24 protein-coding genes are annotated in these 22,728 nt (G+C 36.7%); 12 read left to right on the top strand and 12 right to left on the bottom strand.

Annotated elements, in window-relative coordinates:
* The first annotated feature begins 98 nt into the window (after positions 1-98).
* The 3 genes from HQN86_RS26775 (at position 99) to HQN86_RS22665 (ending at position 1,966) form a co-directional block, all read left to right on the top strand.
* Positions 99-608: a Rossmann-fold NAD(P)-binding domain-containing protein gene (locus HQN86_RS26775; protein ID WP_216854489.1), complete on the top strand. Its 510-nt coding sequence runs from the start codon at positions 99-101 to the stop codon at positions 606-608.
* Entirely contained in the window at positions 547-1,035 is a 489-nt protein-coding gene (locus HQN86_RS26770; RefSeq protein WP_317171749.1) for an NAD(P)-dependent oxidoreductase, read from the top strand. Before HQN86_RS26775 ends, HQN86_RS26770 begins: the two co-directional genes overlap by 62 nt.
* Before the next feature lie 88 nt (positions 1,036-1,123).
* Positions 1,124-1,966 carry a VOC family protein gene (locus HQN86_RS22665; RefSeq protein WP_172663140.1) on the top strand — a complete coding sequence of 281 codons (843 nt, stop codon included), beginning with the start codon at positions 1,124-1,126 and terminating at the stop codon, positions 1,964-1,966.
* A 76-nt stretch (positions 1,967-2,042) separates the two neighbouring features.
* Here HQN86_RS22665 and HQN86_RS22660 read toward each other — a convergent pair whose 3' ends face one another.
* The 3 genes from HQN86_RS22660 to HQN86_RS22650 form a co-directional block, all read right to left on the bottom strand.
* The gene (locus tag HQN86_RS22660; protein WP_172663139.1) at positions 2,043-3,653 is read right to left on the bottom strand and encodes a coiled-coil domain-containing protein; all 1,611 of its coding nucleotides are present in this window, start codon (positions 3,651-3,653) and stop codon (positions 2,043-2,045) included.
* A gap of 120 nt (positions 3,654-3,773) precedes the next feature.
* A complete protein-coding gene (locus tag HQN86_RS22655) occupies positions 3,774-4,709 on the bottom strand; it encodes an NAD-dependent epimerase/dehydratase family protein (protein ID WP_172663138.1) in 936 nt (311 codons plus the stop codon).
* A gap of 90 nt (positions 4,710-4,799) precedes the next feature.
* Positions 4,800-5,414, bottom strand: a complete 615-nt coding sequence (locus HQN86_RS22650; protein WP_172663137.1) for a Crp/Fnr family transcriptional regulator — start codon at positions 5,412-5,414, stop codon at positions 4,800-4,802.
* Between the two features lie 200 nt (positions 5,415-5,614).
* On the opposite strand from HQN86_RS22650, the gene HQN86_RS22645 reads away from it, so the two are divergent.
* The gene (locus HQN86_RS22645) at positions 5,615-6,265 is read left to right on the top strand and encodes a family 16 glycoside hydrolase (RefSeq protein ID WP_172663136.1); all 651 of its coding nucleotides are present in this window, start codon (positions 5,615-5,617) and stop codon (positions 6,263-6,265) included.
* On the opposite strand, the gene HQN86_RS22640 is transcribed toward HQN86_RS22645, so the two are convergent.
* On the bottom strand, positions 6,262-6,750 hold the full coding sequence (locus tag HQN86_RS22640) for a DinB family protein (protein ID WP_172663135.1): 489 nt from the start codon (positions 6,748-6,750) through the stop codon (positions 6,262-6,264). The genes HQN86_RS22645 and HQN86_RS22640 overlap by 4 nt on opposite strands.
* 32 nt (positions 6,751-6,782) lie before the next feature.
* Complete coding sequence (gene chrA / locus HQN86_RS22635) at positions 6,783-8,123, bottom strand: chromate efflux transporter (RefSeq protein WP_246269716.1); 1,341 nt, start codon at positions 8,121-8,123, stop codon at positions 6,783-6,785.
* A gap of 377 nt (positions 8,124-8,500) precedes the next feature.
* Between chrA and HQN86_RS22630 the strand changes: the two genes are divergently transcribed.
* Positions 8,501-8,815 (top strand): hypothetical protein, encoded by a 315-nt coding sequence (locus tag HQN86_RS22630; protein WP_172663134.1) that lies wholly within the window; start codon positions 8,501-8,503, stop codon positions 8,813-8,815.
* Positions 8,816-8,858: 43 nt separating this feature from the next.
* On the opposite strand, the gene HQN86_RS22625 is transcribed toward HQN86_RS22630, so the two are convergent.
* Positions 8,859-9,986 carry a S1/P1 nuclease gene (locus HQN86_RS22625; protein ID WP_172663133.1) on the bottom strand — a complete coding sequence of 376 codons (1,128 nt, stop codon included), beginning with the start codon at positions 9,984-9,986 and terminating at the stop codon, positions 8,859-8,861.
* A gap of 330 nt (positions 9,987-10,316) precedes the next feature.
* Here HQN86_RS22625 and HQN86_RS22620 point away from each other — a divergent pair, with 330 nt between their 5' ends.
* Positions 10,317-11,513 (top strand): PQQ-dependent sugar dehydrogenase, encoded by a 1,197-nt coding sequence (locus tag HQN86_RS22620; protein ID WP_172663132.1) that lies wholly within the window; start codon positions 10,317-10,319, stop codon positions 11,511-11,513.
* Here HQN86_RS22620 and HQN86_RS22615 read toward each other — a convergent pair.
* Positions 11,497-12,618, bottom strand: a complete 1,122-nt coding sequence (locus tag HQN86_RS22615; RefSeq protein ID WP_172663131.1) for a DEAD/DEAH box helicase — start codon at positions 12,616-12,618, stop codon at positions 11,497-11,499. The genes HQN86_RS22620 and HQN86_RS22615 overlap by 17 nt on opposite strands.
* Before the next feature lie 54 nt (positions 12,619-12,672).
* Between HQN86_RS22615 and HQN86_RS22610 the strand changes: the two genes are divergently transcribed.
* Together HQN86_RS22610 and HQN86_RS22605 are read left to right on the top strand one after the other, a co-directional pair.
* A complete protein-coding gene (locus HQN86_RS22610; protein ID WP_216854488.1) occupies positions 12,673-13,812 on the top strand; it encodes a helix-turn-helix domain-containing protein in 1,140 nt (379 codons plus the stop codon).
* A 179-nt stretch (positions 13,813-13,991) separates the two neighbouring features.
* Complete coding sequence (locus tag HQN86_RS22605; protein WP_172663130.1) at positions 13,992-16,298, top strand: outer membrane beta-barrel family protein; 2,307 nt, start codon at positions 13,992-13,994, stop codon at positions 16,296-16,298.
* Between the two features lie 12 nt (positions 16,299-16,310).
* On the opposite strand, the gene HQN86_RS22600 is transcribed toward HQN86_RS22605, so the two are convergent.
* A complete protein-coding gene (locus HQN86_RS22600) occupies positions 16,311-17,024 on the bottom strand; it encodes a DNA alkylation repair protein (protein ID WP_172663129.1) in 714 nt (237 codons plus the stop codon).
* A 158-nt stretch (positions 17,025-17,182) separates the two neighbouring features.
* Between HQN86_RS22600 and HQN86_RS22595 the strand changes: the two genes are divergently transcribed.
* Positions 17,183-17,932: a helix-turn-helix domain-containing protein gene (locus tag HQN86_RS22595; RefSeq protein ID WP_172663128.1), complete on the top strand. Its 750-nt coding sequence runs from the start codon at positions 17,183-17,185 to the stop codon at positions 17,930-17,932.
* A 30-nt stretch (positions 17,933-17,962) separates the two neighbouring features.
* Positions 17,963-19,135, top strand: a complete 1,173-nt coding sequence (locus tag HQN86_RS22590) for an FAD-dependent oxidoreductase (protein ID WP_172663127.1) — start codon at positions 17,963-17,965, stop codon at positions 19,133-19,135.
* Here HQN86_RS22590 and HQN86_RS22585 read toward each other — a convergent pair.
* Both HQN86_RS22585 and HQN86_RS22580 read right to left on the bottom strand, forming a co-directional pair.
* The gene (locus HQN86_RS22585) at positions 19,104-19,604 is read right to left on the bottom strand and encodes a hypothetical protein (protein ID WP_172663126.1); all 501 of its coding nucleotides are present in this window, start codon (positions 19,602-19,604) and stop codon (positions 19,104-19,106) included. The genes HQN86_RS22590 and HQN86_RS22585 overlap by 32 nt on opposite strands.
* Positions 19,588-19,818 carry a DUF4287 domain-containing protein gene (locus tag HQN86_RS22580; RefSeq protein WP_048905187.1) on the bottom strand — a complete coding sequence of 77 codons (231 nt, stop codon included), beginning with the start codon at positions 19,816-19,818 and terminating at the stop codon, positions 19,588-19,590. Before HQN86_RS22580 ends, HQN86_RS22585 begins: the two co-directional genes overlap by 17 nt.
* A 157-nt stretch (positions 19,819-19,975) precedes the next feature.
* Between HQN86_RS22580 and HQN86_RS22575 the strand changes: the two genes are divergently transcribed.
* A complete protein-coding gene (locus tag HQN86_RS22575; protein WP_172663125.1) occupies positions 19,976-20,434 on the top strand; it encodes an NUDIX domain-containing protein in 459 nt (152 codons plus the stop codon).
* A 9-nt stretch (positions 20,435-20,443) separates the two neighbouring features.
* Here the strand turns inward: HQN86_RS22575 and HQN86_RS22570 are convergent, their stop codons facing one another.
* Both HQN86_RS22570 and HQN86_RS22565 read right to left on the bottom strand, forming a co-directional pair.
* A complete protein-coding gene (locus tag HQN86_RS22570) occupies positions 20,444-20,881 on the bottom strand; it encodes an immunity 22 family protein (RefSeq protein WP_172663124.1) in 438 nt (145 codons plus the stop codon).
* A gap of 148 nt (positions 20,882-21,029) precedes the next feature.
* Positions 21,030-21,488, bottom strand: a complete 459-nt coding sequence (locus tag HQN86_RS22565) for a hypothetical protein (protein ID WP_172663123.1) — start codon at positions 21,486-21,488, stop codon at positions 21,030-21,032.
* A 173-nt stretch (positions 21,489-21,661) separates the two neighbouring features.
* Between HQN86_RS22565 and HQN86_RS22560 the strand changes: the two genes are divergently transcribed.
* Positions 21,662-22,723 (top strand): sensor histidine kinase, encoded by a 1,062-nt coding sequence (locus HQN86_RS22560; RefSeq protein WP_172663122.1) that lies wholly within the window; start codon positions 21,662-21,664, stop codon positions 22,721-22,723.
* Positions 22,724-22,728: the final 5 nt, after the last annotated feature.

Raw genomic sequence — 22,728 nt, 5'->3', positions numbered from 1 at the left:
TTGAATCATTTGTAACTTCTTCGTGATGTCTCTCTGACAGTAGAACTATTTATTCCTAATTTTAATCACAGACTTACACTTCATAAAAAATAACAACAATGAAAACACTTCCCCAAATCGCCATATTGGATGATTATCAAAATGTAGCTTTTTCATTTGGCGATTGGACCAACGTTCATAAAAAGGCCCACATTACCGTATTCAATTACCATATGGCTTCGCAAGCAGAAGTTATACGGACCTTGCAGCAATTTCAGGCCATCTGTGTAATGCGCGAAAGGACACCTTTGTCAAGAGAAATCTTATCTAGTTTACCTAATTTGAAGCTTATTGTTTCAACAGGCAGACGTAATGCCTCCATAGATGCAAAAGCTGCAGAAGAATTGGGGATTGCCATTTCAATTACCGGATATCATGCTAGTGGCGCGCCGGAAATAACCTGGGCACTATTGCTGGCAATGGCAAGAAATGTTGTTGCAGAATCGACAGCTTTAAGAGAGGGTAACTGGCAAAGAGAAGTGGGGGTGGATTTAAAAAGGGAAAACCATTGGGATTATTGGTTTAGGCAATATTGGAAGTACAATAGCTCGTTATGCAAAGGCTTTTGAGATGGAGGTGATTGCCTGGAGTGAAAACCTTACTTTAGAGAAGGCAAATGAACACGGCGTAAGACTGGTTAGTAAAGAAGACCTCTTTAAAACGGCTGACTTTGTGACCCTACATTTAGTATTAAGCTCACGCTCCAGAAACATTGTAACTTCATCAGAACTTAATTTGATGAAATCAACGGCTTACCTTATCAATACATCGAGAGGCCCCCTTGTAAATGAGGCCGACTTGATTAATGTATTGGTAACCAATAAAATTGCAGGAGCGGCTTTAGATGTTTACGATACTGAACCACTGCCAGCTGAGCATCCTTTTCGTAGGCTAGATAATGTGTTGGCTACACCTCATATTGGCTATGTAACAAAGGATACTTACAAGATCTTTTATGAGGATACCATTAGTAGACTAGAAGAATGGTTGTCATAATTTACCCCTTTTATTGTCGGTTATGCCCATCATAGAATCTGTTTAAGTATAGTACCTTAGTATAAGTAAATATTTAAACCTTAAGACTATGAAAAATTTAATTTATCCTTGTTTAACCATCAGAGGTAAGATTGCAGAAGCATCAGATTTTTATATCCAGACTTTTGGAGAAGGAAAAATCAGTCAAACCTCTCCATTCGTGATACAAATTGAATTAAGCGGACAAAAGTTTATGTTGCTTAATGATGGGCCAACTTCATCACCTAACCCATCCATTTCATTCATGGTCATCTGCGAAAGCGAAGAAGAAACAGAAAGATACTGGAATAAATTGATGGAAGGTGGCAGTGCCTTAATGGCGCTTGATAGTTACGATTGGAGCCCTAAATATGGCTGGGTACAAGATAAATATGGTGTATCTTGGCAGGTGTACACCGGAGATAAAAGTCAGACTCCTCAAAAGTTTTGTCCTACATTAATGTTTACAGGTGATAACGCTGGTAAAGCAGAAAAAGCAGTTCATTTTTACACAGATCTGTTTCCTCAGTCCAATATCCAGGGCGTGCTAAAATACAGGAAGGAAGATGATGATAACGAAGAATTTGTAAAGCATGCCCAATTTAAGATCAAGGATTTTGTAGCTATGGCAATGGATAGCTCAGCCAATCATGGTTTTGGTTTTACAGATGCAATATCTTTGGTTGTAGAATGTGAAAATCAGGAAGAAATTGATAAATACTGGGGTCAGTTAACGGCCAATGGAGGTAAAGAAGTGGCCTGTGGCTGGTTAACTGACCCGTTTGGGATAAGCTGGCAAATTATACCTAAAGCATTAAGTAAATTGGTTAGCGATCCTGTTCGTGGCCAGAGGGTAATGGGGGCATTAATGAAAATGAAAAAACTGATAATTGCAGATTTAGAAAATGCGTAACAATATATATAATCGTAGAAGAAAATCAGAGGTTTTCTTCTACGATTATTTTTTTAACCAGATTCAGTTCAATTTATTAATTTAAGTTTACAGGTATTGTTTTAGTTATAGTGGGAACTGATAGACCGTTTTCATAAAATTTGACAGTTAAAGTTGCCGTCTTTGAAGGAAGAGTTCCAGTAGTAAAAGTAATTGTATTTAATCCAACCGTAGAGGTCTCTAAAATTGCCTTGTTTTTTGTCGGATAAGATATAGCCCAATTTTTATTTGTACCTAATAGCTCTGATAACTCACCAGCATCAGCTGTTACTTCCACTCTGAATTTTAGAGCGCTCTCAACTAAATTAGCGGATATTTCAAATATATTATTGTTAAGCGTAGTAGTAGTCGAATTCAGGATGTTTTTACCTTTGTATATCGTTGAACCCAGTGCTGGATATTCGATTAAATCAAAGGATTTGATGTAAGAAGTTGATTTTTTAAATTGATCCAAATAGCTAAGATTTATTTTATTAAGTATAGAATCCGGATATAGTGCAGTGTATTTAGCTTTTACCTGATTGATTACCTTGGTCGTATCTAAATAATATAGGTGAGTCATGATACTATTACCCAAAGAAACATCGTTCAGCAGACCATCAGTTTTTAAATCTTCTGCAATATCGTTTAGAATTTCAGTCAGCTCACCGTCTGATCTAAACCCAACTAGCATTGTGGATAACGAGAGCAAAATATTACTTCTACTTGAGGATCCAATTAGATTTATCTTTTCTGCTCTTTTAATCCCAGGGTTTTGAATACCAAAAACACTCAAAACTTCATTTACTGATTGAATTTTTGCATCATTAAAGGACTTTCCCTGATCAATTAAGTATTTTACCCTTGGTTCTTCCAGAGCAGTAAGAATGTTGACATTGACTGCTTCAGACGTATTGATCTTTACAAGACCGGATAATGATATTTGAGAGGAGGAGTTCTTACCTGATACTTCGTTGAAATAGAAGCCAGAAGAAACAACTCTAACATTTTTGCCCTTAAGATTTTTAACCCTCAGACTAAATGATCCATAATTATCGGTAATTGTACTATTAAAACTTCTGCCTGTTTGAGTTAATGTTGAGTCCATCTCGAATAGATATAAAATTGAACCTTTTAAGAATCCGCCCTTTTCAATTTTTCCATTTATTTCTTGTGTGCTCTCTCCATTTTTCAATTCTTCTAAATCGGCGGCCATCTTTGTTATTGCCGATTGTAATTCACTTGTAGCTGTCGCAGTGGCTTTTTGTTCGGTATCAATTTTATTTATCGTTTCACCTAATTGAGTGATTGTAGTTTTTAAAGACTCTAGTTGTATAATAGTAGCTGCTTGTTGAAGCGATGTTTTTAAGTTAGCGATGTCAACAGAATTGGTAACTCCGCCATTTTTTATTTCATTAGTAAGGGTCGATAGGTCAGATGTTAGAGCTTTTAAGGAATTAATCTCATCGGAGTTTAGCTTACCTTGTTGTTGCAAAATGGTAAGATTAGAATTGATATTGCCAATTTGATTTTCGATACCAGAAACTCTAGACTCTAATTCAGCGATCTGCCTTTTAAGATCTTCATCATTTTTTTTGCACGAAATTAATAGCGATAAGCTTGTTGCAAGAAATAAAAAGGCAATAATTTTATAAGATTTTGAGAGCATATGTTTTTTTCCGTAAAAATATATATTTATTCAATAAAATAGCTTAATAATGAAAATATTTTAATCGACTTAAACTATCGTTCCTTAATGTATTTGTGAGAATATTAACAATGTGGATTTTTATTTTGCCCGGTATAAAGTCTCTGACATGTGCTTTATTCCTTCTTTATAACTGGTGGGTTTTATCTTAAATGTATTTTCAAATTTTGAAGAATTGAAATTGTAGTCATGATCATATTGATAATACATCTCTACAGTTCCGGCTACAACTTTTTTAAATAAACCAACCAGCTGAAGCATAAATTTATTAATAGTAGTGTGAGCAGGCTTTACCCCATAAATTTCGGCAGCCAATGTTATAAATTCCTTTCCTGTTATTGGTGCAGCAGTAGGCAAATGCCATATCTGATTATCAGAATCTGGTGTTTGCCCTAAAAGATACATTGCCTTGCCAGTATCAGGTATGTAAGTGAAATTGTGTAACACTTTCGGGTCGCCAATCCATTGTGCAGATGTTTTTTTTGCATACTTATCTAATACCATCATATCCAGAAAACTATTCATAGAATCTGTACCATAAAAATCTGCAGCCCGGGCAATTGTAGCTTGTATGTTTCCTGCTTTAACCTCCTCCATCAGTTGTGTAGCTATACGCGCCCTAAGTTCACCTTTCACACTAATTGGGTTGTATGGTGTTGTCTCAAGCATGGGACCTTTAACCAGCCCGTACATATACACATTGTCGAAAAATATTAACCTCGTCTGCGTTTCTTTTGATGCGTTAATCAGGTTCTGCATAATTACTGGCCATTGTTGCTGCCATATGGTTTTATCATAAATCAGACCTGCGCACATGTAAACTACAGCAGAACCTTTTACAGCAGCCAATACCTCTGCATAGTTTAACAGATCAGCTTTTTGCCAGGTAACGTTGGTACCTGTAACTTTAAGTGGCCTGCGACTTACCAGGCGAATAGTTTCATTAGGATTATGGTTTAATAATTCTTTTGTAAGCGCGTTTGCTGTTGGCCCGCCGGCACCTAATATAGTATGCATGTCTTTTCGATTTGTATGATACAAATATAGCTGAGGTCTGTAAGCCAAAACGTTAACAAAAGATAAGAAATTAATTATGGGTGCCTGGAGTTAGGCGTATATTAAAGTCCTTTTTCTTATCCGCGAAAGTGACACAGGTGTAATGCCCAAAAAATTGGCAACATAATGTTGTGGTACACGTTGCATAATTTCAGGCGTTGTTTCGAGCATTTTAAGATAACGTTCTTCAGGAGTTTCAGTAATAAAAGATGTGATCCTGTCTTCGTAACAGCAGATGTAATGTTCTGCAACCAATCGGCCGAAACGTTCCATCTTGTAGCCCAATAATGGATGATTAAGCATCAGGTCCATGTTTTTACGGGAAATAAGTATCAGTCCCGTTTGTTCAAGCGCTTGTATGTATCCAGTGCAGGGGTGCTGCGTAAGAAAGCTTTTGTAAGAGCTTACAAATTCATTTTCAAAACTGAAATACCCAGTTATTTCTATGCCATCCTTAACATGGTAATAGCGAACTGAACCATTTACAATAAATCCAATATCATTACAAACTTTATCCTTAACTGAAAAATGATCCCTCTTTTTAATAACCTTATAGTTAAGGTGCGATATGAATTCAGTCCATTCAGTGTCATCAAAAGTGATGAAATGCGCTAATCCTTTACGAAATATATCTAAAGCTTCATTTGAAATGTTGGAACTGATCATAAGGAATGAATTATATGATATAGACGATTCTAAAAGTAAAAATAAGGTTTTATTTCTTTTTACTAATCATTTCAAGGATGGATACTGTTCTTATCCGAACGGTAGATGTTCAATTTTGAACAGCATGGGTAGTCAAAAGCCTTATTAAGGTAGGTAAATTCATTGGCATAGCTCTTGAACTGTAAAGGAAAATTAACAATATGAAAAGTCCAAAATCCTTACTTATACTTTTGATACTCATTTTTTCGGTTAGTGTAAAAGTATCGGCTCAGAAAACAGTAACTGTAGACATTACAAAGGTTACACATACCGTAAATCGAACCATAAATATGAGTGGTTCATCTCAAAAGCCCACTTTACATATAAATTCAAAGTATGATGCAGGCTTTGCTGTAATAAAACACCGCGATTTTAAAAACGGTGAGATAACGTTTGAGGTGAAGGGTGAAGATATTTTCCAGAAAAGCTTTGTTGGATTTGCTTTCCACATACAAAACGATTCTACTTATGAGGCAATCTATTTTAGGCCATTTAATTTTAGATCTGATAACGAGCTGCGTAAAAAACATGCTGTCCAATATATTTCTCTTCCCGGTAATGACTGGCCAAAGCTTAGAGATGCTTCTCCATTAAAGTATGAGCAACCGATCGGAGAGGATGTTAATCCGGCAGAATGGTTTAAGGTTCGGATTAAAGTGGAAGCAAAAATGATCAGTGTCTATGTAAATGAAAACCCTAAGCCATGCTTGGAAGTGGTTCCTTTAAGCAATCTAAATTCCGGGAAGATAGCTTTCTGGACCGGCAGCGAATCTGCAGGAGATTTCAGAAACTTAAAAATCACAGAAAACTAACCTTTGCTTTGGTTTTCAGCTGCTTGTAAGAGTATTTTTTTTATCAGCGCAATCTGTCCTAAATGGTAATGAGTGTGTTCAATAATCCCTTGGATATTTCTGTAGTAGGTTCCGTATTTCTCATCTGTAAAGTTTTCCCAAAGTTTATGCTCTGGCAACTGCTCAATCAGTAAAGTGAAGGTTTCTGCATCGGCAAAGGTTTTGTCCAGCAAATTATCCCAGTCTCTTTGTGACTCGATTGGAGGAAGGTCAAAACTATATTTGTCGCTAGCCTCAAGTGGTTCTCCTTGTAATACCTTTAGCACTGCACTTATGTAGTAATTCACATGATAAACTAAGGTAGCGATGGTATTAAAAGAATGAACCTGCATTGTTGCTTGTTGCCAGTTTACATCCGTCAAATTGTCTTTAAGGTTTGATGATGTCCAGTTCCCGCCAAAATGAACATCTTTTAAGTGCTTTGCTAATTGCGCTGGTAAATTCATGCTATTTAATATTAAACAGTTAAATTATAATATTATCTGAAAATATAAAAATGGGCGAGGCCGAAAAATAAGCTCAGTCCAATAATATAGAGGACGTTAACTTTAAATTTTTTCATTAACACCAGGGTGATAATAATCCAGGCCAATGAGTAAAAATCAATATATTTAAAAGATACTCCACCGGGGAAAATAATATCCTTTCCCAGAAATAAGGTGAGGTTTAAAATCACTCCCACAACTGCAGCTGTTACAAATCCCAGAACATTGCCAATTGTTTTATTTCCATGTGTTTTTTCAATAATCGGTCCGCCAACAAATATGAATAAGAATGAAGGTAAAAAGGTATTGAAGGTTGTAATTAAAAGCCCAATTGTGCCCATAAGGATAGAACCTGAAAAATGATTAAAGGCTGCCATAAATCCTACGTAACACACCACAATAATTAATGGGCCGGGAGTTGTTTCAGCAAGGGCAAAACCATCAATCATTTGCATCTTACTTAGCCAGTTCAGCTTCGAAACACTAAACTGTGCAACATATGGTAAAACAGTATAAGATCCTCCTATTGTAAATAATGCAGTTTGGGTAAAGAAGAGGCTTAGGTCTTTCCAAAATTGAAAATCAACAGAAAGAAAGTACAACAAAAGTAAAGGAATTAGCCAGATCAGCGCAAAAATAGCCGTTTGCCGTAAAGACTTGCTATTGGGTGTGTTTGTGCCACGTGCCACAGAGTTTTTATTAAAATAGAAAGTTTCTTCATTAGAAGAGGTTAGGTTATTCTCCGAAATTCTATTAGCAGATAGCGCAGGCCACAATCGTTGGATTAGAACAGCGAGTAAAATCGTTCCTATTATGATCAGGAACATCGAGATGTTAAAGAAGAAAATACAGATAAAGGCTAAAGCGCACATTAAAATATGAAGCCTGGTATGGAGTGCTTTTTTGCCTATACCTAACAGCGCTACTATTATGATGGAGATAACAGCAGGCTTAAATCCATTGAACATAGCAAACATCCATGGCTGATTTCCATAAGAAACGTACAGTATGCTTAGTAATAGCAAAATAAACATGGAGGGAAGTACAAATAAAATGCCGGCTATTAGTCCGCCCTTTTTACCATGTAGCTGCCAGCCAATATAAATGGCTAATTGCTGGGCTTCTGGACCGGGCAAAAGCATGCAAAGGCTTAATGCGTGGAAAAATCTGCTGTTGCTAATCCATTTTTTTTGACCTACCAATTCCTCATGCATAATATTGATATGGCCTGCCGTGCCTCCAAAACTTATCCAACCCAATTTAAACCAAAATTTTAAAGCTTCTTTAAATGAGGGCTTACCTTGGGGCATAACATTTCTATCTCTATTTTTCAACGTAGTCAATTAGGTTTCTATAATGGTAAAAGGAAAAATCAGGAACTATGCAAAAATAAGCAAATTAACGTCCTTAAGCAAAGATATGGTTGGGTGTTTTTTGTGATTAATTAAGGTTATTTTTAGGCTTCAGGATTGATTTTATTGTGCTTGTATAATCCCTTTGTTGTCTGTGGGGTATTAAGGTGTAAGAGAGCTTTAAAATGAGAAATCGATTTTGAATTATGTTGCTTTTCTTAAAGGACTGTTTAAACGCAGATGAAAGATTTTTTTTCTCTTGTTAATCAGGTACTAAACTTTAAATTATGTTAAATTCAGTTGCATAATTTGTGGCTCTGCATCTTTTTGGTAATATTAGCGGCACTTGAGGATTACTTATGACTACCGTTACTGTACTTGCTATAATTGAACCAGACCTTAAACCCGCACCTCCATTGTCAAAGGTGATGCATGAAAGACTCTCCCGCTTTGCAGCTGAGCTGCAGGATTCATTAACAAAAGAACTTATCGAAAACCGGAACTGCGAAGATCTGGTTATTTACATCAACTATAATAGCAAGTATGCTGTTCGGTGGAAGATTGTAAATGACGTTCCTTCTGCCGTTGAATCTGAAGTTGCCAGGCAATGTGCTAAACTTGGGTTTATTATATGGAAGGGTAGCGAGATCTATAATTTCAAATCAAGAGAATAACTACAGCTAGAAATGCTGTAGTCATTCATCTCATTATTGGTACTTAAAACTTGATCAGGCTAGGGTCAGTCACTACCATCTCTGGTTTATTTTTAAATAAGCTCACTGTGCCTTGAATAGTGATGGTTTTTCCGTTAATCTTATCTGCCAATACTTTCGCTTTCCCTTTTAGCGCTAGGGTAAGGAGTTGATTGGGATGCGCTGCTCCAACATTAACTAATACCATACTTTTAATGTCTTTCAGGCTAAATACCTTGCCTGTTACTATTACATTCTTGCCAACAGAGCTCTTTAGGTCAGTTAATTTTACCGTGATTGCTTTAGCCAAAGGTTTGGACGGAACTACAGCGATAGGTACTATCGGTTTTTCTATAGGGCGAGTCTGTTGTTGTTCGTTAAATAGTTTGTTTAATTCTCCAGCCAATCGTATACCAGCTTGAGCAATGCGCAGGTGGACAATTGCGATTGATCTTTTGTAGCTAGCTTCATCAATGTTACCACCTGGCTGAGTGTCGTCGTAGATCTGAGTGCTTACCTGGTAACTTTCCCATAGCCATTGCATAGGGCTATCGGCCTGCCATTTCTTCACTTGTTCCGGGTTGGCCCAATCGTATTTTTTTGCCATTTCAGCATAATTGAATCCTTCATGGTCTATAAGTTTTCCATCCCATAAGGCATGCAAATTAGTTCCATTTCCATTAAATCTTACCTGTACATCATTGCCGCCCTTATCTTCGGCACGGCTAACATGCATGGGTTGGTGTGCATCACCAACAAGATGAATCAGGAATTTTAACGCCTGATTTTTTTGTGCCAAACTAAGTGTTTTATCTTTAAGGTTTGCCTCTGCTTTTAAAATTGCAGTATAAACATTGTCTTTGTCTTGTTTAATAACGTAATCTGTAAACTGCTCTTTGGTTAATCCCATTGGAAGGTTGATGTAATGCCAGGATGCAGTTTTTTTATATTGAGGATCATCACTAATCTCATCAGCCCAAGTACTTGCCTCGCTCATGGTTTCACCTTTCAGATAGGTGCTTACTATGGTTTTTGTGTTTGGAGCTAAGTGTTTTTCTGCAATAGTGGCAATGGCTTTATGACCTTTCTGGCCCCAGGATACCAGGGCTATGGTCAATATAATTAGGGATGCGCTTAGGGTATATTGTCTCATGGCCCAAAGTTAATCAGGCGCAAAAGAATTCGGAATTTTAGTTGCCAACATTTTGTTTTCTTACTTGTATCTTTTGTGTTAGGTATTCGTCACAACATATTTCTTTCTCGTCATCTCAACGATAGGAGAGATCTCTTGACCATGAAGTAGCTACACAGCAAATTAGCATAAACAAGAGATCCCTCCTATCGTCGAGATGACGATTGTATTATAACGATCATATTCACAACATACTGTAATGTTGCTTTCTCTTTTAAATTAGATATGCTACAAAATCCAACCTATCCAATTTAATTATACTTTAATTACTAAATGCATTATATTAACACTATGAAATCAAAAAGCCTCTCCTTAATAATTGTATTTGCGCTGTTATTTGTAATTACGAGAGTTAAAGCACAAACCGGCTTATCTCCAGTAAAAGTCAATCTTCAACTCATATCCGATCAATTATCATATCCCACAGCATTTGCGGCGCCAAATGATAAATCTGGTAGTTTATTTATTTGCGAACAAAAGGGGCGGATCAGAATTATCAAAAATGGTAAACTTCTATCCAAACCCTTTTTAGATTTCACAGATGAGGTACTGATGATGGGAAGTAGTGATGAAATGGGATTGTTGGGGCTGGCCTTTCATCCTCAATACGCAGAGAATGGCAAGTTCTATGTTTACTTTAGCAAGCGTGTTCCTAAAACTCCGGGCATAGACCATCAAAGTATTATTCGTGAATACAAAGTCTCTACAGAAAATCCTGATCTGGCTGATAAAACCAAATCAAGGGAAGTTTTGGTTATTGATGAACCTGAATCTAACCACAACGGAGGAGACCTAAAGTTTGGCCCTGATGGGTTCTTATATATAGGCCTAGGAGATGGCGGTGCATATAATGATATGCACGGTACTTATGGCAATGGACAAAATTTAAATACTTTACTTGGTAAAATACTTAGAATTGATGTAAATACGCTTCCTTATGCCATTCCAAAAGACAATCCATTTATAGGAATGGAGAATACAAAACCTGAAATTTATGCATATGGTTTTAGAAACCCGTGGCGGATTAGCTTCGACAAACTTAACGGAAGATTGTTTGCCGGAGATGTGGGTCAAAAGAATTGGGAAGAAATTGATATTGTTACCAAGGGTGGAAATTATGGCTGGCGGGTTAGGGAAGGTACACATGTTAAATCTCCAAATGATCCTGATCCAAAAAACTGGATCAACCCAATAGCCGATTATGGCCGTAATGAAGGTATCAGTGTTACCGGTGGCTTTCTTTATCGCGGTAAACAACTCCCGCAGCTTTTCGGTAAATACGTTTTTGGCGATTTAATGGGAACCATTTGGTCATTAACCGACATTAACAAAGAACTCTGGAAAATGGAAAAACTCTCTATTTCCCGGGAACCTGGAAATTGGCAGATCTATAGCTTTGGTGAGGATCGTAACGGTGAAATCTATCTGCTTGTTAACCTGATTGAAGAAGAAAAAGGTGCGATTTATAAGATCATACCGGGTATGTAGTTTTTACTTTCTTACCCATCTTTTTTTGAATTACTTCAAAATGAGGAAGCTCATTAGGACTAACCATCGAAATTGCTTCTCCGGGTGTGTCAGCACGGCCAGTTCTTCCAATACGGTGAATATAATCTTTAGGTGACCTTGGAAGTTCATAATTAATCACAAAAGGAAGGAAATTAATGTCAATTCCTCTCGCCATTAAATCTGTTGCTACTAAAACCCTAAGTTTACCAGATTTAAAATGAGATAAAGCCTCTGTTCTTGCTCCCTGGCTTTTTTTACTGTGAACAGCTTTTGCGTCAATATTATTTTTACGTAGCTTGTTTACAATGGCATCAACCTGATGAACCGAAGAAGCAAATACCAACACTTGTTTCATTTCATGATGATTGATCAGATGACGTAAAAACGGGCCCTTTTTCTCATCTGTAACTATATACGCTATCTGGTTGATAAGGTCAAGTGAATCTTCTTCAACCTCAATTTTAATAACTACTGGATCATGTAGTAAGATTTGGTGAATGTGTTGCAAATCATCACTCAATGTAGCAGAAAACAATATATTTTGGCGCTTTTTAGGTAAAAGAGAAATGATTCTGTTTACTTCCTCTTTAAACCCTAGATTAAGCATCTTATCTGCTTCGTCTAGCACCAATGTTTCAATGGTAGATAGGTGCACGGCATTTGATTCTACCAATTCCAATAACCTGCCGGGTGTAGCGACAAGCACATTTACACCTTGTAAAGCCATCATTTGCGGGTTAATAGAAACACCGCCATATACTGCCAATGTTTTAATGGGCACAGTGAGGGCCTTACTAAAAGTCTTAAAAACATCTTTTACCTGTTCGGCTAGTTCACGTGTTGGTACTAAAACCAATACATTCGCATGGCGATTTTTTACCCCTGCTGTTTCTTGCAAATTCATTAGAATTGGCAAAACATATCCCGCAGTTTTTCCAGAACCTGTTTTAGCTATACCCAGCACATCTTTTTTGTTTAATATGGCTGGTATAGCAGTTTGTTGAATAGGAGTAGGTACTGTGAAATTCTGATTTACCAATGCTTCTAATAAAGCAGTCGATAAACCTAAGGAGGTAAAGGACATATTACTTAATATTTGCCGTAAAAATACACAAAAATCGTGTGCCAAAACTTGCCAATGAAAATTGATTTTTTCTGCTTATTTTACATCGGTAAAAGCTATACTGATTATATGGATGTTGGTAAAGGACTCTTATTCTTTTTTGGTGCTTTAGGCGTATTTAACGGGCTCATTTTGAGCGTTTATTTTTTCTTTTTTTCCAAAAAAAAACATCTGTCAAATCTATTTTTTGGAGCATTGCTCCTGGCTATAAGCCTAAGGATAGGTAAATCTATTTTTGTAAGTTTTTATCCCTCACTTGCTAAAATTTATCTGCAGATAGGCCTTACAGCATGTTTTTTTATCGGACCTTTTCTTTATTATTTTCTAAAATCAACTATAAACCCTGGTGCGCCTTTAACAAGATCTTCTAAATGGGGTATTGCTGTGTTGTTTGCCATTATCCTTATCCCGGGAATTATATATCCTTATCAAACCTATCCAAAGCTTTGGAACAATTATTTTGTACAGATTATCTACGCAGAGTGGTTTGCTTATTTGGTAGCTTCAGGCTTGGTATTAAAAGATATATTGAAAAAACTGTTTGCAAAAGACTATAAAATGAAAGCCTCAGAAATATGGCTCCTTACTGTTTTTGGTAGCACAGCCCTTATCTTTGCCTTTTTCCAGTTGGCTTTGTGGAGAGCCTCGTTTTCACTATATCTCAACGGTTCTCTCGCATTTTCTTTTTGCTTATACATGGTCGTTTTTACGCTTCTGTACCGAAAAAAAACAAGCGACTTATTCATTTTGGGACAGAGCAAGTATCCAAACAAGAAAGTGAGCGACCAGGAGGTAAATACCTTATTTGCACGGCTTGAAAAAATAATGACTGAAAAAGAGTTGTATAAAAATCCGGACCTTAAGTTAAATGAGCTATCAAAAGAAACTAATATTTCCAGTCATCAATTATCTCAACTCCTTAATGATAATCTGGGCAAAAATTTCACTACATATGTTAACGAATTTAGGATCAATGAGGCTTGCAAAATAATGGCTTCAAGTAATCGCTTAACGTTAGAATCTGTTGGTTACGAAGTTGGGTTTAATTCCAAATCCACATTCTTTGCTACTTTTAAAAAGCTTACCGGCACAACCCCAGCTAATCATCAGCAAAAAATACAGATAGACAATATTGCCTACAGTACGGATTTATAAATTCGTACTCCTGATTCCCGATTGCTGCACTTCCAACGGGGAATTGTTTTGGACTTTTGAAAAAAAGTATCCAATACACCACTATGTCCAAAGTTTTTATAATACTATTTATCTTGATCTTTTTTGCCAGAATTAATACTCATGCCCAGCTGGGTAATATTAAGGGAACCGCCGTCGACATGAATACTCGTAAAGGAGTTGAGTTTGCAGTAGCGACCTTACTTTCGGCTAAAGATTCATCTATGATTAAAAGTGTTTTTGCAGATACATCAGGATTTTTTCAGCTAACAAACATACAAGATGGCATCTATATACTGTTGGTTTCCTCCATGGAATATCACAAGCAATATCAGGGTCCTCTGCAGATCAGTTCTGCTCAACGGGTTATAGATCTTAAGGAGGTGCCTATGCTTATCAACCAAAGGATTTTGAAAGGGGTAGAGGTGGTTGGGCAAGTTCCTTTATTTAGAAATATACCAAACGGGACAATTGAAGTCAATGTGGCCAATACAATTTTAGCAACAAGTACTACAGCAATTGAAATTCTTTCCAAATCCCCAAATGTTAGCGTTACTGAAGAAGGAGTGTCTGTTAGGGGGAAGGGAGAATCCGTTATTTACCTAAATGGAAGGCGAATAACTACCGAACAGCTGTCTTCTATTTCCTCTTCACAGATCAGGAAGATTGAAATTATTGCAAATCCCTCTTCAAAATATGATGCGGAAGGTAAATCAGTTATTAATGTGATAACGGTTACAAATGCCGAAGAAGGATATAAAGGGAGTTTTAAACAGATATTTACCACTTCAGATTTTAGTTCTCCAAGTGCAAATACCAATATAGATGTCAACTATAAAAAGGACAAACTATCCTTAACAGGAAGCTATGGGCTATTGCTGGGTAATACCAGAGAAATATTAAATACCACAAGGTCAAGATTAAAGCTTGTGGATCATTTTAGCTCTGTGCTCATGACTGACTGGAATAGGAAATATGATAATTTCTCTAATTATAGTCTTGGAGGACAATACGATCTCGACGAAAAGAGTTACCTCTCGGCCGAATATAGTGGATCTTATAATGACTTAGGTGGAAGTACTAAAAGTGAAAATACCATCACTTCTACCTTAATGAAGGAATTTTTTAGGAGTGACATAGCTAATGATAATGTAATCAATAACAACTCCATTAATCTTAATTACAACAGAGATATAGACAGCCTTGGTTCTTCTTTATTTATTGGCGGCCAATACGCGGGGTATATTTCGAAAACAGACGATGATATAAATGAAAATAAGTTAGTTAACGGGCAGGGGTCCTATAACGTTTTAAATAATAAAGCAGGTTATAGAATTAGATTGGCAAACGCCCAGACAGATTATACTAAGGCATTTAATTTAAATAACAGACTTGAATTCGGAGCTAAATACAGCTTTGCTAGTAATAAATTCTATTCAGATTTTTTTACAGTTAAAAATGGAAATGATTTTGTGCTGGATGAGACACGTTCGGCAGACTTTAAGTATCAGGAAAATATTCCTGCTGCATATCTGAATTTCAATGGTCAAATGAGCCTAAAGGTAAACTATGGGATAGGAGTAAGAACCGAATGGACCAGTTATAAATTGGAAACTGATGTTCAGGGACTAGAAGAGATAAAAGACAATTACCTTAATTTTTTTCCGAGTGCCTTTATCGCTGTTAAAATCTCTGATCAGCTTCAGTTTAGAATGTCTTATACTTCGCGGATAACCAGGCCAAGGTATCAGGCTTTAAATCCTTCGGGTATTTATCAGGATGCTTATACCAGTATACAGGGGAATCCTTACTTAAAGCCCGAAAAAACAAATTCTTTTGAGTTAGGAGCATCGTTTAAAAAGTACAATTTTACAGCAGGATATTCAGATACAAGGGATGCTATTACCGGGGCAGCAATACAAGGCGAAGCCGAAAATACCTATGTATTAAAACCATTAAACCTTAGTAAACTTAGTTCCTGGTTTGTTTCCTTGTCCATTCCCTTTAACCTAAACTGGTTTACATCTATGAACACAGTTGATCTAACTTATAATAAGTATATGACTGGCGACTTCCCTTATGGTTTGATGACAAGCCGCCCACAGTTCCATTTTTATTCCAGCAATAATTTTAACATCAATAACTTGTTTAAAATTCAAATATTAGGCAGGTACACAGGAGACAAGTATGACGGGATTTTTTATAGACATAACCAAGTTTTAGCCGCTTTGGGTGTTGAAATGGATTTTTTTAATAAAGCTTTAAAACTCAATTTACTAGCCAACGATATCTTTCGGAAGGATAAACCTGCGGGTTATTATGAAATTGGTGAGACTTATATTGAATTTGCAAGAAAGAACAATAACAAATATTACCGGATTACCCTTGCTTATAGTTTCGGCAGACTTAAAAAGGTTACTTACATTAATAAATCTACAGGGCGCACAGAGAACAGCAGGGCTCAGTAATCACGATTTTCGTCATTTCTTCTTGTTGATCTCCAAATAATAGCGTTTCTCTTTGGGATCAAGTTTTTCTATCGCGCAACGAAGCATTGCTATAGGCATTGAGCGTGCAAAATTGTCTAAGAATTCAATTAGAACTAATTTGTCTCTTTTGCCGGCCTCCCTTATCCAGCTTCCAGCTGCCTTTTGAATAAGATCGTGCTCATCGTTTATCAATATCTCCGCAATCCTGAAAGTGTCTGATAAGTCATTTTGCCTGATAAAAAAATAAGTGCTTACAATTGCCGTTCTTCGTTCCCAAACATGATCAGATTTAGCAAGTTTGTATAAAATGTCTCTTGGCTTATCAAACAAATAACCACCAACAACATACGGGGCACTTCTATCAACCAAATCCCAATTATCTATTTTGTCATGACATTTAATATAAAGATCAAATAACTCTTTTTTCCTTAATGGGGTTGTTTTCTTATTCCTTGCCTGAAAATCCATTATGCTTACCGCACCCATTCGTGCTTCATAATACTCACTTCCTATTAATTTTTCAATTTCATCAATAGGCATTTCAATGAACTGTTTTGCTAAATCAAAAATAGCCGCCATTCTAACACCCAAAAATTTATGTTTAGGATCTTTATCTCTAAAAAATCGCTGAACATTCTCGAGCTCAGTAATTGATTTTAGAAGTGAAAGCTGTGTTTCGAATATTTTAGCCGTCAATTCAATCATTTTTACACATCTATTAACTATTAAATAGTATGATACGGTTGAGGTACAGGTCTCTGTGGGATTTTGGCTTCCTTACATGCGTTAACCAAACTTAATGAAAAATAAACTATTTTGCATTGGTAGTTATAAGATCTTCATACCCGTCGCGATTATTACTAATGGAAGGAATAACCTATAAAGAGATAAAACCTAATCCATCTCTTTCTACATTTGTAGACAGCTTTTGGATGCTGTCCAATAAAACCGATCATGAAAAAAGAGTCGTCATTATGCCTGATGGCAGGATAGACCTTTTCTTTTCCTTAAAGGAACCGTACGAGCTTACGCTATTAGGACTGGAAGATGCACCTTCTCAGGGCACCCTGATGCCAGAAACAGTTATGCTTGCAGTTAGCTTCAAATTGCTTGCTATTGAATACTTGTTTGATAGGAAATTTCCAACCCTCGTTGATGCAGTTTATGTTTTGCCATCAGATTATTTTGGAATTACCACAGAAAGCTTTAGTGATTTCGAACAGTTTTGTAATGTACTTACCGATAAACTATTAAATAAGTTAAATAATATAGAGGTCGACTTGCGTAAACAAAGATTATTTGAGCTGGTATATACTTCCGCCGGATCAATCACTATCCAGGAAATTGCTGAAACACTACATTGGACAAGCAGGCAAATTAACAGGTATTTTAATGAATGGTTTGGTATTTCATTAAAAGCTTATTGCACTATTTTAAGGTTTAGGGCTTCTTTTACTCAGATAAAAGAGGGTAAACTATTTCCAGAGCAGAACTTCACAGACCAATCGCACTTTATAAAAAATGTCAAAAAATTTGCCGGTGTTACCCCTAAAGAACTAAGTAAGAACGAAAACGACCGATTTATACAATTTTCAACATTGCCGAAGAAGTAGTTTTGTATTGTAAAAACTAAATTTTCAATTATGTTGATTCAAAATAAAAGAATAGCTGTTGTAGGTGGCGGACCCGGGGGCCTTACTTTAGCACGACTACTACAACTTAAAGGTGCAGATGTAAAAGTATACGAGAGAGATTTTAATTCATCTGTAAGGGTACAAGGCGCCACATTAGATCTTCATGAAGAATCGGGCTTAGAGGCACTTCGCAGAGCAGGATTGATTGATGCCTTTTATGCTAATTACCGCCCGGAGGCGGGCAAATTGCTTGTGTTAGACAAAGATCTGAATATTAAATTGGATGGACATTCTGAGGAAGATCATGATGAGGGTCGTCCCGAAATAGACAGGGGGCCATTACGAAACATACTTCTTGAATCGCTAAAGCCGGATACAGTAATATGGGACAGTCAGTTTGTTTCCACGACACCGCATAATGACGGTTGGAAACTATTGTTTAAAAATGGTACTTATGCTGAAGCAGATATCTTAATTGCTGCCGATGGAGCCAATTCTAAAGTCCGTTCATACTTAACAGGTATAAAGCCTATTTATTCAGGTATTTCAATTGTAGAGGGGAATATTTATCATGCTAAAGAAAACGCACCGGAGCTGTATAATATACTTAACGATGGCAAAATATTTGCCATGGGAGATCAAAAGTCATTGATTTTAAGCTCGAAAGGGGATGGGACGCTTTCTTTTTACACCGGTTGCAAAGTGCCAGAATTTTGGGTACGCGATAGCGGTATCGATTTTGCAGATAAGAAACAGGTATTTGAATGGTTCAAAAAAGAATTTGGATCATGGCACATTACATGGCAGGAATTATTTGCCAGCAATGAGGTATCTATTGTTCCACGGCCACAATATCACTTTCCACTAGACCAGCAATGGACTACATTAGCTAATCTTACCATGATTGGAGATGCCGCCCATCGTATGCCACCATACGCCGGAGAAGGTGTAAATATGACCATGCAGGATGCATTTGAATTGGCTGACCATCTTTCTGATGATAAATTCCCAGACCTCCAAACTGCCATAGCTGCGTTTGAAAAACAAATGTGTGCAAGAGCTTCTGCCGTTACCAAAATGACTTTAGAACAAACTGAAATGCTTCATTCTGATGATGCCATTACCAAATTAATTCTACTGTTCAGTGGTTTCAGTGGAGAAGAGGAGGTGCTGGGATCTTAAATTGCTTTAAGTGATGCGAGAAATGCTTACTGTGCCATATACACCATTCTTTATAATTCATTGGCCCAAATCCACCGTGTATGACTAATGTTTCGGGTTTCATAAAATGCTGATCAAAATCAGCAAGTTCAGTCATTAATTGTTGAATAGCACCAGGTAGATCCGGATAAATTAGTTGATCCGAGATTTCCCCAAAAATCACATTTCTTGGGATTCCTACCGCAGTATAGATGTTGATCTGTTTTGCTACCTGTGCCTGCTGTTCAGAAACTTCGCAAAAAGGTTCCTTTTTACCGTTGGTGTATTGCACCTGATCTATCAGGTGTTCTACCATTTGTTGCGGTTTCATTTTACCCCAAACGGCTGGGGTATTTGGATTAAGCTTCAGAAATAAGGCTTCCAAATATTTTCGGTTATTAGTATCGATCAAGTTGGAAGCCACCGTTAAAGGATTACTGGCTGTTTTCATTTTTTATACCCTTTAATATGGCATAGATAGCCATTGAATGCCCATGGCCCAGGTCATATTCCTCTTTTAACCAATTCACAATTTCACCTGCTTTTACACTAGGAAGAAGCTGCCCGTTTGAGGTGAATTTTTTCTCCTCCGCTTTATTCTTAAAATCCTGTGGATCTAACCCGGTTTTTTCTTTGATGGTCTTTAAGTATCCTTGAAATGACATATTGTTGAGTTTATAAATGTTTATTCTTTGGTATAAAACAAATATAGAGGTAAGTAAGTTAAACTTACATGGTGATAAAAGACAATTAATAGGGGTGATTGCGACATCATCATCTTTATTTAGTCAATAATCTATAAATTAACAGAAATTACAACCAATGAGTAAACATAGTGCCGGTATATTGCTGTATAGGATAAAAAATAAAGAACCAGAAGTTTTACTCGTTCATCCTGGCGGCCCCTTTTTTCGTAATAAGGAAAAAGGTTGGTGGACTGTTCCTAAGGGCGAACTATTGCCTGATGAAGATACTTTACAGGCGGCTTTGCGGGAATTTAATGAAGAAACAGGTTATCTGCCTCATGGAGATTTTAAAGCGTTGAAGCCAGTGGTTCAGAAGGGTGGTAAAATAGTTAATTGCTGGGCTGTTAGCGGCGATTTAGATGCCGACAAGATCACATGCAATACCTTCCCTTTAGAATGGCCGCCTAAATCAGGTAAAATTGTCGATTTTCCAGAAATAGATCAGGCCCGGTGGTTTTCTCTAACGCAGGCCGAGGAATTTATCAGTCAGCAGCAATGCGAATTTCTTAAAGAGCTTAAAAATATGTTTCTATAGTGGTGTAAATTATCTCGGGTTATTAAAACTGCCTATATAGATCATATCGTTATAGTTTTCAAGGGGATTGTCTATGCTAAGCTCGTCATCTGCATAACACAGAATAGAGTTTACCGTAGAAATTCCTTTACTGATACAGGCCTGATAGATGTCTACTTCTGTTTGGTCATCCCAGATCGGTAGCTCTTCAATGGCAGCCTGAATGCTGATTCTTTTGCGACCATGATAAATGGTCAGCCAGTCTGCATCGTAGTCATATTCCTTGCCAATGTCTTTGCTGAACTGAGAGCGAAGTTGGAAATCAGGCGCATTTCTGGGATAAGCTTCATCTGTATTAAAACTGTTATTGTCTTTCAGGAATTTACTCTGGTCAAAGTATTTATAGAATTGCTCTTCTGTTTTATTTTGTGACATTCCTGCCCAGATATGGATGAGTTGCTCTGCCATGTTGTGTTTTCTTGTGCTTTCAGCTAGCTGCGTTAGTCGTAAAGGCCTCAAGGTACGGATTTTTTAGCTTACACGAATAAGCTATTCATTTTCAACAGACAAAAAGAAGGACTGTCTACTGGAGGCAGACCTTCTAGGTAACTTTAGTCTAATTAACTGTAAGAGATGCAAGCATCTGAGCTTTAGTAAGTTCCTTTGATGTATAATGCAGACTCAGCTCATGATTTGGATTGTTTTTTATCAGCGATAACAGCTCTTTTACGGAGATCACCATAGTTAAATCAGAACCGGTCGCATTGGCAAATGACCAATCTTTCAGTTTCTTTCCCTTTTCATCTTTTAGAACTATATTTCTATTCGTGCCTGCTCCCTTTAAAGTGCAGTGTATGTAATTGATGCGCAACTGATCATTAACATTTGCCTTATCAAGTTGCAGTACCCTTAAGCTCAATTGCTCGTTTACCGACTGTTTAAGAATAAGCTTGTTGTTTAAGTAAATCTCATAACTGTCCAATCCAAATTTCGTGGTGAAACCGAACGTGGTGAAACATAATGTAATCAGCGTAAATATCTTAATAAACGCCTGATTGAATGTTGTAGTTTTCATAATGCAATTTTTAAATTTAAATACCTGAACAATATTAGCTGAAAAGGAAACCATGCAAAAAAATAGTAGACCAGTAAACGAAAAAGTAGACGAACCTCTACTTTTTATGCCGTTCGTCGAAATAATTTTGGAGGTTTAGCACTTTTAAGTTCCTTTATATATGATATTTAAATATGGACTTTCTTGACAAGCAGGTTAAGCTGCCATTTTCAAAAGGGACTGTTTCCCTAAAGTATGTCCTGGCTCATAGTACCTATTGGTTGTTGATCACAGGATTCTTTATATATGAGAAAAGATACCTCATACACAAAGCCAGTATGCCTTATTTTGTTGCTTGCGTAACTGTAAGAATTGCTCTGCTAATTGTCATAGCCTACCTTAACCTTCACTTTTTCTTGCCAAAATACCTGCTAAAGAAACGCTACTTTATATATTCCCTGGCAGTTATTGCTTCAGTAATAGGGTACCTAACAGCCCAGAGTCTTTTTGATTTTTATTTGTATGGTTATGTTATAGGCCCTATGCGCAACAGCGATTTAATGGAAAGTCTATCTTACAATTTCTTTAGCACGTTATGGTATTTAGGTTTAATGCTGGCGCTTAAATTAAGTATGGATTGGTATGGGCAACAGCTTCTCATTCAGAAAATTACCGTAGAAAAATTAAATGCAGAAGTTAATTTTCTTCGTGCCCAGGTAAATCCACATTTCCTGTTCAATATATTAAATAACTTGTATGCATTAACACTTAAAAAATCAGAACTAGCACCAGATGTAGTGCTTAAGCTATCAGAAATGATGGAATATATGCTATATGATAGTACTGATGCAAAGGTACTGCTGGAAAAAGAAATTGCTTACTTAAGTAATTACATTGAATTAGAGCGACTCAGATTTAGTGCTGATTCTGCTATTTTATTAAATATTAATGCTGAACTAAAAGGTCATGAAATTGCCCCTTTATTGTTGCTGCCTTTGGTAGAAAACGCTTTTAAACATGGGCTTAGTAAGCAAACTGAAAATAGTTGGCTTACTGTTGATATAGCATTGAATAATGCAACATTAACAGTTAATATAGAAAACTCAAAACCATCAACAGTTTCTAATAAAGGCAAGGGTGGAATAGGGCTTGATAATTTAAGAAAACGTTTGGAGCTGCTTTATCCGGCTAAACACCAACTTGAATTTGATGATAAGAAAAATGTTTTCCATGCCAGGCTGGTAATTGAATTATAACTAAA

The sequence above is a fragment of the Pedobacter panaciterrae genome, assembly GCF_013204795.1.
GTDB classification, from domain to species: Bacteria; Bacteroidota; Bacteroidia; order Sphingobacteriales; family Sphingobacteriaceae; genus Pedobacter; species Pedobacter panaciterrae.
This window is presented reverse-complemented; position numbering and strand designations above follow the sequence as displayed.

Bases quoted from the DNA above. Each gene is read 5' to 3' on its own strand.
- HQN86_RS26775 (WP_216854489.1), top strand. From the start codon at position 99: ATGAAAACACTTCCCCAAATCGCCATATTGGATGATTATCAAAATGTA.
- HQN86_RS22665 (WP_172663140.1), top strand. From the start codon at position 1,124: ATGAAAAATTTAATTTATCCTTGTTTAACCATCAGAGGTAAGATTGCA.
- HQN86_RS22660 (WP_172663139.1), bottom strand. From the start codon at position 3,653: ATGCTCTCAAAATCTTATAAAATTATTGCCTTTTTATTTCTTGCAACA.
- HQN86_RS22655 (WP_172663138.1), bottom strand. From the start codon at position 4,709: ATGCATACTATATTAGGTGCCGGCGGGCCAACAGCAAACGCGCTTACA.
- HQN86_RS22650 (WP_172663137.1), bottom strand. From the start codon at position 5,414: ATGATCAGTTCCAACATTTCAAATGAAGCTTTAGATATATTTCGTAAA.
- HQN86_RS22645 (WP_172663136.1), top strand. From the start codon at position 5,615: ATGAAAAGTCCAAAATCCTTACTTATACTTTTGATACTCATTTTTTCG.
- HQN86_RS22640 (WP_172663135.1), bottom strand. From the start codon at position 6,750: ATGAATTTACCAGCGCAATTAGCAAAGCACTTAAAAGATGTTCATTTT.
- HQN86_RS22630 (WP_172663134.1), top strand. From the start codon at position 8,501: ATGACTACCGTTACTGTACTTGCTATAATTGAACCAGACCTTAAACCC.
- HQN86_RS22625 (WP_172663133.1), bottom strand. From the start codon at position 9,986: ATGAGACAATATACCCTAAGCGCATCCCTAATTATATTGACCATAGCC.
- HQN86_RS22620 (WP_172663132.1), top strand. From the start codon at position 10,317: ATGAAATCAAAAAGCCTCTCCTTAATAATTGTATTTGCGCTGTTATTT.
- HQN86_RS22615 (WP_172663131.1), bottom strand. From the start codon at position 12,618: ATGTCCTTTACCTCCTTAGGTTTATCGACTGCTTTATTAGAAGCATTG.
- HQN86_RS22610 (WP_216854488.1), top strand. From the start codon at position 12,673: ATGAAAATTGATTTTTTCTGCTTATTTTACATCGGTAAAAGCTATACT.
- HQN86_RS22605 (WP_172663130.1), top strand. From the start codon at position 13,992: ATGAATACTCGTAAAGGAGTTGAGTTTGCAGTAGCGACCTTACTTTCG.
- HQN86_RS22600 (WP_172663129.1), bottom strand. From the start codon at position 17,024: ATGATTGAATTGACGGCTAAAATATTCGAAACACAGCTTTCACTTCTA.
- HQN86_RS22595 (WP_172663128.1), top strand. From the start codon at position 17,183: ATGGAAGGAATAACCTATAAAGAGATAAAACCTAATCCATCTCTTTCT.
- HQN86_RS22590 (WP_172663127.1), top strand. From the start codon at position 17,963: ATGTTGATTCAAAATAAAAGAATAGCTGTTGTAGGTGGCGGACCCGGG.
- HQN86_RS22585 (WP_172663126.1), bottom strand. From the start codon at position 19,604: ATGAAAACAGCCAGTAATCCTTTAACGGTGGCTTCCAACTTGATCGAT.
- HQN86_RS22580 (WP_048905187.1), bottom strand. From the start codon at position 19,818: ATGTCATTTCAAGGATACTTAAAGACCATCAAAGAAAAAACCGGGTTA.
- HQN86_RS22575 (WP_172663125.1), top strand. From the start codon at position 19,976: ATGAGTAAACATAGTGCCGGTATATTGCTGTATAGGATAAAAAATAAA.
- HQN86_RS22570 (WP_172663124.1), bottom strand. From the start codon at position 20,881: ATGGCAGAGCAACTCATCCATATCTGGGCAGGAATGTCACAAAATAAA.
- HQN86_RS22565 (WP_172663123.1), bottom strand. From the start codon at position 21,488: ATGAAAACTACAACATTCAATCAGGCGTTTATTAAGATATTTACGCTG.
- HQN86_RS22560 (WP_172663122.1), top strand. From the start codon at position 21,662: ATGGACTTTCTTGACAAGCAGGTTAAGCTGCCATTTTCAAAAGGGACT.